This window comes from Collinsella sp. AM15-2, assembly GCF_003471985.1.
In the GTDB taxonomy this organism is placed as follows: domain Bacteria; phylum Actinomycetota; class Coriobacteriia; order Coriobacteriales; family Coriobacteriaceae; genus Collinsella.
This window is the reverse complement of record NZ_QRKO01000020.1, coordinates 32,769-45,175: the sequence shown is the minus strand read 5'-3', so window position 1 is coordinate 45,175 and position 12,407 is coordinate 32,769. Positions and strand designations below refer to the sequence as shown.

Below are 12,407 nucleotides of genomic sequence, written 5' to 3'. Positions count from 1 at the left end.
TATACGCCGTGATGCGCGACCGGGTGCCCTACCGGGAGTAGCGTCGACGGTTGACAAAACTATAGGAACACCCAACGACTACTTTCCTAGAGCATATTCCTTACCATTAGTCAAGCACCATCTGTTTAAACGAAATAGCCTCAACCCGAGCACATTTGTGTCTGTTTAAAACCGGCAATAATGAACAGCGTGCTCAATTCGGTCATGTAAATAGATCAGCTATCAATCCTCAGCAGCAAATCAGCCAAAATACTGGAATGTAATCAGCTTGTAACAAAACAAGAAGTTTAAACAAATAATGCTACCTTTTGCAGTTTTTCAAACAATTCTGCTGTATTTGCAGCTATACTCCATAACTGTCGTGTAGGAATTACGTAGACAAAAAGGAGGTTATGTGATGGTAAGTATTGTTCTTGCTAGCCATGGTGACTTGGCGGCTGGAATCAAGCAGACGGGCTCGATGGTCTTTGGCGATCAGCCGTCTGTTGCCGTGGTCTCGCTCGAGCCGAGCATGGGCCCCGACGACTTCCGTGCCAAGGTCGAGGAGGCAATCGCTTCCTTCGAGGACCAGGAGCAGGTGCTCTTCCTCGTTGATCTGTGGGGCGGCACGCCGTTCAACCAGATCAGCGGGCTCATCGAGGGCCACGATTCCTGGGCTATCGTCACCGGTGTCAACCTGCCTATGCTCATCGAGGCATATTCGCAGCGCTTTGACGCAAAGAACACTGCACATGCGATCGCAAAACATCTCGTGACTGAGGCTAAGGCCGGCGTGCGCGTCAAGCCCGAGTCTCTGGAGCCCGAGGAGAAGAAGCCGGCTGCGGCCGCCGCTGCTCCTGCGGGTGCCATTCCTCCGGGAACGGTGATCGGCGACGGGCACATCAAGATCGCCCACGTCCGTATCGACACGCGCCTGCTGCATGGTCAGGTGGCCACCACGTGGACCAAGCAGATCAACCCCAACCGCATCATCGTGGTCTCCGACGGCGTTGCTCACGACGAGCTCCGCAAGACCATGATCGAGCAGGCTGCCCCTCCGGGAGTCCACGCCAACGTCGTGCCTATCAAGAAGATGGCCGAGGTCGTCAAGGACACGCGCTTTGGCGACACCAAGGCGATGCTGCTGTTCGAGAACCCGCAGGATCTGCTCAGGGCCATCGAGGCCGGCGTCGACATCAAGGAAGCCAACATCGGTTCCATGGCCCACTCCAAGGGCAAGGTCGTCGTCACTAACGCTGTCGCTATGGGCGATGACGATGTCAAGACCATCGAGGCTCTCAAGGCCAAGGGCGTCAAGTTCGAGGTCCGCAAGGTTCCTTCGGATTCCTCCGAGGATCTCGACGCCATGTTGAAGAAAGCTAAGGCCGAACTGGCCGCTCAAGCATAGTAAAGGAGGGTCCGATACATGTCTGCAATCACTATTCTGCTTGTTGCGATTGTCGCGTTGCTTGCCGGTATGGAAGGCATTCTGGATGAGTTCCAGTTCCATCAGCCGCTCGTGGCATGCACGCTTATCGGTCTCGTAACCGGTCACCTTCAGGAGGGCATCCTCCTGGGCGGTTCGCTCCAGATGATGGCCCTTGGCTGGGCTAACGTCGGCGCCGCCGTCGCGCCTGACGCCGCTCTGGCCTCGGTCGCTTCTTCGATCATCATGGTGCTCGCCCTCAACGGTGGCGCCACCGATTCGGCCAAGGCCGTTACCGCCGCCATCGCCGTCGCCGTCCCGCTGTCGGTCGCTGGTCTGTTCCTGACCATGATCTGCCGTACCCTGGCTACCGCTATGGTTCACGCCATGGACGCCTGCGCCGAGAAGGGCGACTTCGCCGGCATCGAGCGTTGGCAGTACGCCGGCATCCTCATGCAGGGTGTTCGTATCGCCATCCCGGCAGTACTTCTGTGCATCATCCCGGCCGAGGCCGTTACCAACGCGCTTAACGCTATGCCCGATTGGCTGTCCGGCGGCATGGCTGTCGGCGGCGGCATGGTCGCTTCCGTCGGTTACGCCATGGTCATCAACATGATGGCCACCAAGGAGACCTGGCCGTTCTTCATCCTCGGCTTTGTCCTTGCTGCCATCCCTCAGCTCACGCTGATCGCCCTTGGCCTCATCGGCATCTCCCTTGCCCTCATCTACCTTGGCCTTAAGGATCTGGCCAAGCAGGGTGGCGGCATGGGCGGTGGCTCCGGTGACCCGCTCGGCGACATTCTGAACGATTACGAGTAGGAGGGGAGTGATACATATGGCAGAGAACAAGATTCAGCTCACCAAGGCTGACCGTAAGAAGGTTTGCTTCCGTCATCAGTTCCTTCAGGGCTCGTGGAACTACGAGCGTATGCAGAACGGCGGCTGGTGCTTCGCAATGATCCCTGCGATCAAGAAGCTCTACACCAGCAAGGATGACCAGATTGCCGCTCTTAAGCGCCACCTGGAGTTCTATAACACCCACCCCTATGTTTCCGCCCCCGTCATTGGCGTTACCCTCGCCCTCGAGGAGGAGCGCGCCAACGGTGCTCCGATTGACGACGTCGCCATTCAGGGCGTCAAGGTCGGTATGATGGGCCCGCTCGCCGGCGTCGGCGACCCCGCCTTCTGGTTCACCCTTCGCCCGATTCTGGGTGCACTGGGCGCTTCCCTGGCCCTGTCCGGCAGCATCGCCGGTCCGCTGCTGTTCTTCTTCGCGTGGAACATCATCCGTTACGCCTTCCTGTGGTACACGCAGGAGTTTGGCTACAAGGTCGGCTCCTCCATCGCCAAGGACCTCTCCGGCGGTCTGATGGGCAAGGTCACCGAGGGTGCTTCCATCCTGGGTATGTTCATCATCGGCGCCCTGGTCGAGCGCTGGGTGTCCATCTCCTTCACCCCGGTCGTCTCCAAGGTCACGCAGTCCGCTGGCGCCTATATCGACTGGGCCAACCTGCCCGCCGGTTCTGAGGGCATCAAGCAGGCATTGACGATGTACAGCTCTGTCGGTGCCAACGCACTCGACCCGGTGAAGGTCACCACGCTTCAGGCCAACCTCGATCAGCTCATCCCCGGCCTTGCCGCCGTGTGCCTGACCCTTCTGGTCTGCAAACTCCTCAAGAAGAAGGTCAGCCCGATCGTCATCATCCTGGCTCTCTTCGCCGTCGGCATCATCGGTCGCGTCTGCGGCTTCATGTAAGCACGCTTCGGCTTAAGACCGAGAGTTGCTAGGCAAGGGCTTTTGAGCCATTGAAACGGACCGCACCCGGTGGGTACACTGGATGCGGTCCGATTGTTTTATTTGGAGGGCGAGGCGCGTATGGCGCAATCTCAGAACAGCACGGTCGATCTGGCAACGCCGGCAACCTGCCTGATGGGGCTTACCAGTCACGGTAACGTGATGGTGGGCAATAAGGCGTTTGAGTACTATAACGAGCGCAATCCCGAGGATTATATCCAAATCCCGTGGGACGAGGTCGACTATATTGCCGCCGAGGTTTTGCGCGGCACCAAGAAGATTACGCGTTTTGCCATCTTTACCAAAGAGAATGGCCACTTTACGTTTTCGACGCGCAATGACAAGGAAACGCTTCGCGCGGTGCGTAAGTACATTGACGAGGACAAGCTCGTTCGTTCGCCCGACTTTATCGATGTGACGGCCAAGGGCGCCAAGAGCATCCCCTCCGTCATCAAGAACCTTTTCCACAAAGGCAACTAGCCATTAAAGAGCGCTCCCCTAAAGTGGGACGCGGTTTCCCATGAGGCTCGATCGGGAAAGTGCATCCCGGTTCGAGTGCCGATTGCGGGATGTAGTTTCCGGAACGGGCCCGTTTGGGAAACCGTGTCCCGTTTCGAGTCGAAATTCTGGGACACAGTTTCCCAGCGAGGTCCCATGGGGAAAGTCTGACCCAGAATTTGCCTGGATAGTGGGACGCACTTTCCGGAGGGCTGTTCCACCGCAACTTCGAAGAGTGGCTACACGCTGCATCACAACGTGTAAATCTGCTACACTAGTACAACATGCCTCCGTAGCTCAGGGGATAGAGCACCGCTCTCCTAAAGCGGGTGTCGACGGTTCGAATCCGCCCGGGGGCACCAGAAGATTATAACGGCGTCGCGAGAGCGGCGCCGTTTCTGGTTTGTGGGAGCTGCCGACGGATTAGGACCGTCGACACCCGCGTCACCAATTTCCCCGCGGGGGGGGGGGGGGAGTTTTCGAATCCGCCCGGGGGCACCAGAGATTTGCCGAGCCCGGTACCGCTACGGTGCCGGGCTCTTCTGGTCTAAGGGCAGGGTTCGAGCCGTCGACACCCGCGTCACCATTTTCCCCGCGGGGGGAGTTTTCGAATCCGCCCGGGGACACCAGAGATTGATCGAGCCCGGTACACCGTCACGGTACCGGGCTCTTCTGGTTCATGTCATGTCAAAAACGAAGCGCCCGCTTGCTGGGGAAGCAAGCGGGCGCCTGTGAGCGAATATGTTTGCGGCGAGAGCCGTGATGAGCGGTGGGGTGGCGACTAGTTGGTCGTACCGGAATCGTCGCCCGTGCCCGAGCCAGAGCCCGAACCCGAACCAGAAAGTGCGACCGTCAGCGTAATCGTGCTGTCGGTGGACTGCTTGCCGGTGGGGGAGACGCCCGTAACGGTGGCGTTTTCGTTGCCGCTCACGGGGTTGCCGTTCTGGTCGCAGAACGCGATGTTGTAGAACCCGGCGTTGTTGAGCGCGGTGACGGCGGCGGAGATGCTCTTGCCGTACAGGTTACCCGGAACGCTGGCCTTGCCGGACTTCTTGGCAATGACGACGGTAATCGTGGTGCCGGGCTTCTGCTTACCGCTGGGGTTCCAGCTGATCACGGTGCCCTCGGTAACCGAGTCGTTCTCCTGGTAGCTCACGTCGACGCCAAAGCCTGCCATATCGAGGGCGTTGCGCGCCTGGGCCTCGGTCATGTCGGTCAGGTCGGGGACGGACGTGGTATCCGGGCCGCTCGAGACCTTGTACGAGATGGTCGTGCCCTTCTCGACTTCCTTACCGGCGTCGGTGCCCTGCTCAAAGACCTGGCCTTCGTCGGCCTCGTTGGCCTCCTCGGTGGCGTTGCCCTTTAGGCCAACGCTTGCCAGTGCCGCCTCTGCCTGGTCCTTGGTCAGGCCGACAAGCTGGGGAACCTCAACCTTCTCGGAGGGCTTTGGGCCCTTGGAGATCACCAGGTTCACCTTGGTGCCTTTGGGCTTCTTGGTGTTGCCGTTGGGGGTCTGCTCGGCAACCTTGCCCTCGTCGACATCGTCGTTATAGCTCTGGTCGATGGTGCCGACCTCAAGGCCTTCCTCCTTGATCAGCTCGACGGCAGTCTGCTGGTCCTTGCCCAGCACGTCGGGCACGGTGACCTGTTCGCCGCCAAAGAGTCCTGTGGCAAAGGCCACCACGATGCCGATGACGGCAACGGCTGCCACCACAGCGGCGATAATCTTGTTCTTGTTGGATTTGGGCTTTTCGACCTCGTAGGAGCCGGTGGAGCCCGAAACTGAGCTACGGGCGGTATTCTGGCCGCTCACGCCCGAGACGGGACGCACCATGGCGCGCGTCTGATCGGAAAGCTCGCGAGTCTTGGTGGCGCCCAGCTCACCGGGGGCACCGATGATGCGCGTGGGCTCCGAGATGTTGACGGCACGGCCCGATAGGTAGCTGTTGAGCACCTGACGCAGCTCGTCGGCGGTCTGGAAGCGGTTTGCCGGATCCTTCTCCATGCACTTGAGGATGATGCGCTCAAGGTCGGCGTCGACACCGGAGTTGATCTGGCTTGGCGGAATAGGCAGCTCGTTGACCTGCTTGAGTGCGACCGAGATAGCGTCGTCACCGTCAAAGGGAACGCGGCCGGTGGCGCACTCGTACATCACGACGCCCAGCGAGTAGATATCCGAGGTGGGGCCGAGGTCCTGACCGCGGGTCTGCTCGGGGCTGACGTAGTGGGCAGTTCCCAGCACGTTGTTGTCTTGCGTGAGGTGGCTGTTCTTGGCGCGCGCGATGCCAAAGTCCATGACCTTGATGTTGCCGTCGGGCAGCACCATGATGTTCTGCGGCTTAATGTCGCGGTGGATGATCTCGTGCTTGTGGGCGACCGAGAGTGCAGAGCTGATCTGCGATCCGATCTGGGCGACCTTCTTGGGGTCGAGGGCGCCGTGGCTCTTGATGCCGCTCTTAAGGTCAGTGCCGCGCAGGTACTCCATGACGATGTAATAGGTGTCGCCGTCCTTGCCCCAATCGTAGACGCCCACGATATAGGGGGAGGAGAGACCGGCTGCTGCCTGGGCCTCCTGCTTAAAGCGTGCGGCGAAGGTTGCGTCACCGGCATACTGCGGCAGCATGATCTTGACGGCTACCGTGCGGTCGAGGACCTGGTCCTGTGCACGGTAGACGGTCGCCATGCCGCCTGTCCCCACCTTATCCTTGAGGAGGTATCTTCCCCCGAGGACCCTCTGTTCCATTCCTGCTCCTAACATAACTATTCGCTCAACGATGTGTGTAGTACATACGATGTGGCCGCTGGGGCCGTGTGGCGCGTTGCCGCTAACTCTTCGGCCGCGGCGCGCCTCGGGTGTCCGATTCGATCATGGGCATCACGCTCCCTGTGCGGCGAGCGCCGCGGTCAGGACGATGCCGGCAATCTTGGCCGCCTTGACGTCGTGTTTGTCGTAATCCTCCAAGGCCACCGAGATGGCGACCGTGGGTGAATCGTAAGGTGCAAAGCCAACGAACATCGAGTTGACGTTGGTGCCGCCGGTCTCGGCCGAGCCGGTCTTGCCGGCGACCTTGACGCCGGGGACCTGGGCATCGGTGCCGGTACCGGACTGGACGACGGCGAGCATGGCCTGCTTGACCTGGTCGGCCGTGGCGGAGCTGACGGCCTGACCCAGCGAGCGGGACTGCGTGGTCTTGACCACAGTTCCGTCCGGGGCGAGTACCTGGGCTACAAAGTACGGGTCCATGACCACGCCACTGTTAGCGATGGCGGCGGCAATCACGGCGTTTTGCATGACGGTGGTCTGCGGCCCGGGCGTGTGGTCCATGCCGACAGGCTGGCCGGCGCCGGCCCAGGCGGTCTCCCACTCGGTCATGAGCGACGGGTCGGCCATGATGGAGGCCGCGGAGGTCAGGTCCTGGCCGAGCTTTTGGCCGTAGCCAAAGGCGTTGGCAAACTGCACGAGCGTGTTTGCGCCAACTTCGTTTGCCACTTGGCCAAAGACGACGTTGGAAGACACGGCAAAGGCCTGCTGCAGGCTGATGGTGCCGTAGCTCTCGTTGGCATAGTTGGTGACCGGCGCGTTGCCGATGTCCATGGAGCCGGGCGCCTGGTAGGTGCTGGTAAGGCTGGCGGTGCCGGTCTCGAGTGCCGCGGAAAGCGTAACGACCTTAAACGTGGAGCCCGGCGTGTACAGCGCGTCCATGGCGCGATTGTACATAGAGCCGTCCTCGCCGCCGCCCGCCTGCAGCAGGGCGTCGATGTTGGTGTTGTCGTAGGTGGGCGAGCTGGCACATGCGAGCACCGCGCCGGTACGCGGGTCGATGACCACTACAGCGCCCTTAAAGCCCTTGAGCGCCTGCTCGGCCGCCGTCTGGATACGCGAGTCGATGGTGAGCTTGGCGGTGTTGCCCGGCTGGGTCTGGCCCGCGAGCGACGCGATGGCGTTGTTCCAGCTGGAGTAATCCTTAGAGCCGGTGAGCGTGTCGTTCATGACACTCTCGATGGCGGTGGTGCCATACTGCTGGCTCACGTAGCCAACCACGTGCGCTGCCAGGTTGCCGTTGGGGTAGGAGCGTACGTAGGTGCCGTCCTCCTGCTGCAGCGACTCGGCCAGCGTCACGCCGTCGGACGTGATGATGGAACCGCGCTGGATGTACTTGGAGCGGGCGATGGTGTGGTTGTTGGTCGGCATGTCCTGATAGTCCTTGGCCTTGATGACCTGGACATAGGTGAGGTTGCCGATAAGGATGGCGAATAGCGCCGTAAAGGCGAGCACCGCACGGGTTAGACGGTTGGCGAGCGCAACGCGGCCGAGCACACCGGATTCAGGCGTGTCGAGCAGGCGACGGCGCATGCGCGAGCCGACGGAATGGCTGCCGCTGCCGTAGGAAGACGAGGTGGCAAAGCGCGTGCCCGTCGGGGCGGCGGCGGATGCGACCTGATCATCGGTGATGGCGGTCATGGTGCCGGTGCCGGTAAGCTCGGCCTCGCGTCCGGTCGCCTCGTCACCGGCGCGCAGCAGGAGCGCGACGATGATAAAGCTTGCCAGCAGCGAGGAACCGCCCTGGCTCATAAAGGGCAGGGTGACGCCGGTCAGCGGTATCAGGCGGGTAACGCCGCCCACGATCAAAAAGGCCTGGAAGCTGATGGCGGCCGTAAGGCCCGTGGCGCTAAAGGCGGCGAGGTCGGATTTAGCGCGGGCAGCCGTGGTGAGGCCACGCACGGCAAAGAGCATAAACAGGATGAGCACGGCGCCGCCGCCCAAAAGGCCCATCTCCTCGCCGATGGCAGAGAAGATAAAGTCGGACTCGACGACAGGGATGTTGTTGGCCATGCCGTTGCCGATACCAACACCGACCAGACCGCCATCGGCAAGCGAGAAGAGCGACTGGACGATCTGGTAGCCCTGGCCCTGGGCGTCCTTAAACGGATCGACCCAAACTTGGAAGCGCACCTGAACGTGCGACAGGAACTTGTAGGCGCCCACGGCGCCGACGGCCAAGAGCGCAAGGCCGATAACGACATACGAGAATCGACCCGTGGCAACGTAGAGCATCAGCAAGAAGATGGTGTAGAACAGCACGGCCGAACCCAGGTCGCGTTCGAAGACGACAACGAGTAGGCACACGCCCCACACGGCAAACAGCGGCAGCAGCAGTCGCAGGCGAGGGATCTTAAGACCTAAGATCTTGCGGTTGGAGATGGAGAGCAGCTCGCGGTTCTCGGCCAGGTACCCGGCCAAGAACAGCACGATAAAGACTTTGGCGAACTCGCCGGGCTGGATGGTAAAGCCCGCGATGCGAATCCACAGCTTGGAGCCCGAGATCGTGGTGCCGATAAAGATAGGCAGCATCAGCAGAATGATGCCGATAATGCCAAAAGTGTACTTGTAGCGCATGACTACGTCGAGGTTCTTAACCAACGCGAGCGTTCCCACCATGAGCGCCACCGAGACAAACAGGATGATGAGCTGTGAGATGGCGAGAGCGGGGGCGAGGCGTGTCACGAACGTGATGCCGATGCCCGAAAGCACAAAGACAATGGGCAGGATGGCGGGGTCGGCACCGGGCGCCAAGATGCGCACGGCAATGTGGGCCGCAGCAAAGGCGGCAAAGAGGCCGATCGGTACGGCGAGCGTCTCAAAGGAGATGGCAGCGCCCGCGGTGAGCACGTACATCGCATACAGCAGGATGACGGGGAACGCCGAGGCGATGAGCAAGAGCAGCTCGGTGTTGCGGCGACTCATAAGCGGCACTCCCTTTCTAATTCTTATCGGAGGCTTCGGCCTCGGCGGACTGTTCGGCGGTTTTCTCGGAATCTGATTCGGAGGTCGATCCCTGATTGGTGTTGTCGCGAATCGTTTGCGCGTCGATCACCTGGCGGGTCTGCTCCTCGTCGATCTGGTGGCGGTACTTGGATATCGTGTCCTGCGCATCGTCGACACTTGTTTGCGGAATGCCCGCCTTGAGGCGGTTTTGCGTGTCTTCGGGCAGGTCGGACAGCTTAATGCTGGTTTCGCTTTCGAGCCAGTGGAGCTTGAGTCCGAGCGGCTTGCCGGGCAGGCCGCGCCAGACGGCGACATTGCCCTGGTAGGTACCCAGGTAGTACGAGCCGGTGACACCCGTGTAGGCCCAGATGCCAGCTGCCAGCACAAAGACGAGGGCCAGGATGGCGGCGATAGTAATGTTGCGGCGACGCACGCGTTGCGCTTCGCGCATAACGCCATCGTCAACCAGGTCAACGACTACTACGGTCACGTTGTCGTGGCCGCCGGCGGCAAGCGCCGCGTCCACTAGATTGTCGACGCAGATTTGCGCGGTTGAGGACTGCGTGGCGATGTTCTCGATATCGCTATCGGGAATCATGCTCGAAAGGCCGTCGGAGCACAGGATCAGGCGGTCGCCTTCCTCGATATGCAGAGTGAAGTGGTCGGCATACATGGCGGGGTCCGAGCCCAGCGCACGGGTGATGACCGAGCGGTTGGGGTGGACGCGAGCCTCGTCTGCCGTAATCTCGCCGGCGTCCACGAGCTCCTCCACGTAGGAGTGGTCGCGGGTCACGCGGATGAGCGTGCCCTCGTGGAGCAGGTAGGCGCGAGAGTCACCCACGTGGGCGATGGCGAGCGTGTCGTTTTCGATATAGGCGCAAGTGGCTGTGCAGCCCATGCCGGGCTTGCCCAGGCCGTTCAGGGCCGCCTCGATTACGGCGGCGTTGGCTGCCTCGACGGCTGCGGCCAGGCGTGCTGCGTCGGCGGACTGCGGGGCCGTCTTGGCAATAGTCTCGACGGCGATGGAAGAGGCTACCTCGCCGGCGGCGTGACCGCCCATGCCGTCGCATACGCAAAAGAGCGGCGACTGCACCAGGTAGGAATCCTCATTGTGCGGGCGCACACAGCCAACGTCGGAGCGGGCGCCCCACATGAGTTGCGTGGTGGTGCCGGCATCATAGGTCGAGTCGGTCTCGATGCGTTCCTCGGTCAGGGGCTCAAAGCTCATGGTCGAGCCGGGGTCTTTGAGCTTGGCCTCAACGGCGGCAACGTCGATCTCGGCTGTGTCACCGGGAGAGACGGTGTCGGTCTCGGCGTTTGATTCGGAATCGCCGGTGTCCGGGGAGCCGGGCTCCTCGGACGCGCGGGCGGTCGACTCGTCGTCTTGCGGGCTGACGTCTATAGGCTCGGGTGTCGCAAAGTGCGACGGCGCGGGCGTGCTTTGCGACTGGGCGGCGGGCTCGGCCACGGTATCGGACTCGCTTGCGGGCGCAGGCTGCGGGGCCTTGGGTGCAGGGCCGTCCTCGGGGGATGGCCCCGCCTCGGGCGCCGGCGTAGACACGGGCGCAACCTCGGATGCCGGGGCTATGGGAAACGCCGGCGCGGCGGGCTCGGGTGCCGCAAACACCGCAGCGCTCTCGTTGATTGCCGCGGCGACGGGCTCTGCAAAGTGAGCTGGCGCCGAGGTTGCTTCGGGCGCTGTGGGCTGTTCCGCAGCATGTGCGCCGATGGGCGCCGCTACGGCATCCTCTTCGTCCTCGTTATCGGCGAGATCCGAAATATCATGCGTTACATGCGAAAGAGGCAGGGAGAACACGGTGTCCTCGGGCTCCACGGGTGCGGAGCCCGCCGGAGCGGCGTGGGCCGGCGCAGCTGTGGCGGCGGTCGGTGCCTCGGTCATAGTTGCGGACTTGTTCTCCTCGTCGATCATCGACGGTTCACCTTCATGACCACATCGCCAATCTGGACTTCGTCGCCCTCGCGCAGCGTCGCGGGCTCCACGAGCTGGCGGCCGTTGACGAGCGTGCCGTTAAGCGAGTTGAGGTCCTCGATGATGAGCGCCGGGCCCTGCAGCGAAAAGCGCGCATGCGAGGCCGAGACGAACGGTTCGTTGATGCAGATGTCCGAAGATGGCGAGCGACCGACGATGACGGGGCCGAGCATGTCTACGTGGATGCCACGGATGCCGCGCGGGCCCTTGTCCACATCGATCGTCCAGATAGCCGAGTCGCGGCGCTGTCCGCGCACAAGTCCCACGCCGGTCTTCATGACGGCGAACAGGAAGATATAGAGCAGGGCGACCAGGACGATGCGGCCTGCAAAAAGGACGATATCGATGTTCATAAGCGACTATCCCCTAAATTCAAAGGTGCTCAGGCCAAACGTCAGCAGATCGCCGTTGCGCAGCGGGCAGCGCGTAATGCGGCGGTTGTTGACGAGCGTGCCGTTGGTGGAATTGAGGTCCTCGATCGACCAATCCGAGCCCGTAAAGGTGAGCTGGGCGTGGCGGCGCGACACGTTGGGGTCGCGCAGGGCAATATCGGAAACCGAGCGCTCGCGACCGATAGTCACCTGTGCGGAGGTGATGCTATGGCTCTCGCCGCTCACGACGTCGACGAGCTGGGCGAGCGGGCGCTGCGGGGCGCGAGTGCTCGCCATGTTGGAGGCGATGCCGGCTGCGGCGCCTAGGCCCACGGCGGCACCGGTCGCGGCGGCTCCGCCCATGCCGGCAAGCGCGTCGCGCGAGACGGTCTGCGGCACCGGGATGGGTGCTGCGGCGGGGTCGGGGACGCTAGGCGCGAAGGGGTCTGCCACGGCAAGCGGGTCGGGAGCGGCGGCGCGAGGCGTCGGCTGCTGCTGGGGCATGGCGGCGGGGCGCTGCTGCTGCGGGGCAGCAAACTGCTGCTGGCCGGCGCGCGGGGCGCTGGCGGCACGGCTTTTCG

At 62.1% G+C, this 12,407-nt stretch carries 9 protein-coding genes and 1 tRNA gene; 5 read left to right on the top strand and 5 right to left on the bottom strand.

Going from position 1 to position 12,407, the window contains the following annotated elements; genetic code table 11:
• The first annotated feature begins 397 nt into the window (after positions 1-397).
• The 5 genes from DW171_RS08380 to DW171_RS08360 all read left to right on the top strand — a co-directional run bounded on the left by DW171_RS08380 (position 398) and on the right by DW171_RS08360 (position 4,060).
• Positions 398-1,387, top strand: a complete 990-nt coding sequence (locus DW171_RS08380) for a PTS sugar transporter subunit IIB (protein WP_089573275.1) — start codon at positions 398-400, stop codon at positions 1,385-1,387.
• An 18-nt stretch (positions 1,388-1,405) separates the two neighbouring features.
• Positions 1,406-2,224 carry a PTS mannose/fructose/sorbose transporter subunit IIC gene (locus DW171_RS08375; RefSeq protein WP_117564943.1) on the top strand — a complete coding sequence of 273 codons (819 nt, stop codon included), beginning with the start codon at positions 1,406-1,408 and terminating at the stop codon, positions 2,222-2,224.
• A gap of 16 nt (positions 2,225-2,240) precedes the next feature.
• Complete coding sequence (locus DW171_RS08370; RefSeq protein WP_117564942.1) at positions 2,241-3,161, top strand: PTS system mannose/fructose/sorbose family transporter subunit IID; 921 nt, start codon at positions 2,241-2,243, stop codon at positions 3,159-3,161.
• 120 nt (positions 3,162-3,281) lie between these two features.
• Positions 3,282-3,680: a DUF956 family protein gene (locus tag DW171_RS08365; RefSeq protein ID WP_117564941.1), complete on the top strand. Its 399-nt coding sequence runs from the start codon at positions 3,282-3,284 to the stop codon at positions 3,678-3,680.
• A gap of 304 nt (positions 3,681-3,984) precedes the next feature.
• Positions 3,985-4,060: transfer RNA gene (locus tag DW171_RS08360), tRNA-Arg, on the top strand.
• A gap of 419 nt (positions 4,061-4,479) precedes the next feature.
• Here the strand turns inward: DW171_RS08360 and pknB are convergent.
• The 5 genes from pknB to DW171_RS10340 all read right to left on the bottom strand — a co-directional run.
• Entirely contained in the window at positions 4,480-6,441 is a 1,962-nt protein-coding gene (pknB, locus tag DW171_RS08355) for a Stk1 family PASTA domain-containing Ser/Thr kinase (RefSeq protein ID WP_118270933.1), read from the bottom strand.
• 132 nt (positions 6,442-6,573) lie between these two features.
• Complete coding sequence (locus DW171_RS08350; protein ID WP_118270932.1) at positions 6,574-9,444, bottom strand: FtsW/RodA/SpoVE family cell cycle protein; 2,871 nt, start codon at positions 9,442-9,444, stop codon at positions 6,574-6,576.
• A gap of 16 nt (positions 9,445-9,460) precedes the next feature.
• Positions 9,461-11,395, bottom strand: a complete 1,935-nt coding sequence (locus tag DW171_RS08345; RefSeq protein ID WP_118270931.1) for a Stp1/IreP family PP2C-type Ser/Thr phosphatase — start codon at positions 11,393-11,395, stop codon at positions 9,461-9,463.
• Complete coding sequence (locus DW171_RS08340) at positions 11,392-11,808, bottom strand: FHA domain-containing protein (protein WP_006235180.1); 417 nt, start codon at positions 11,806-11,808, stop codon at positions 11,392-11,394. Before DW171_RS08340 ends, DW171_RS08345 begins: the two co-directional genes overlap by 4 nt.
• Before the next feature lie 6 nt (positions 11,809-11,814).
• Positions 11,815-12,407, bottom strand: a 593-nt coding sequence (locus DW171_RS10340; RefSeq protein ID WP_233504865.1) for an FHA domain-containing protein, incomplete at its 5' end; no start/stop codon positions are given.

Excerpts from the sequence above, each read along its gene's own strand:
- DW171_RS08380 (WP_089573275.1), top strand. The coding sequence starts at position 398 with ATGGTAAGTATTGTTCTTGCTAGCCATGGTGACTTGGCGGCTGGAATC.
- DW171_RS08375 (WP_117564943.1), top strand. The coding sequence starts at position 1,406 with ATGTCTGCAATCACTATTCTGCTTGTTGCGATTGTCGCGTTGCTTGCC.
- DW171_RS08370 (WP_117564942.1), top strand. The coding sequence starts at position 2,241 with ATGGCAGAGAACAAGATTCAGCTCACCAAGGCTGACCGTAAGAAGGTT.
- DW171_RS08365 (WP_117564941.1), top strand. The coding sequence starts at position 3,282 with ATGGCGCAATCTCAGAACAGCACGGTCGATCTGGCAACGCCGGCAACC.
- pknB (WP_118270933.1), bottom strand. The coding sequence starts at position 6,441 with ATGGAACAGAGGGTCCTCGGGGGAAGATACCTCCTCAAGGATAAGGTG.
- DW171_RS08350 (WP_118270932.1), bottom strand. The coding sequence starts at position 9,444 with ATGAGTCGCCGCAACACCGAGCTGCTCTTGCTCATCGCCTCGGCGTTC.
- DW171_RS08345 (WP_118270931.1), bottom strand. The coding sequence starts at position 11,395 with ATGATCGACGAGGAGAACAAGTCCGCAACTATGACCGAGGCACCGACC.
- DW171_RS08340 (WP_006235180.1), bottom strand. The coding sequence starts at position 11,808 with ATGAACATCGATATCGTCCTTTTTGCAGGCCGCATCGTCCTGGTCGCC.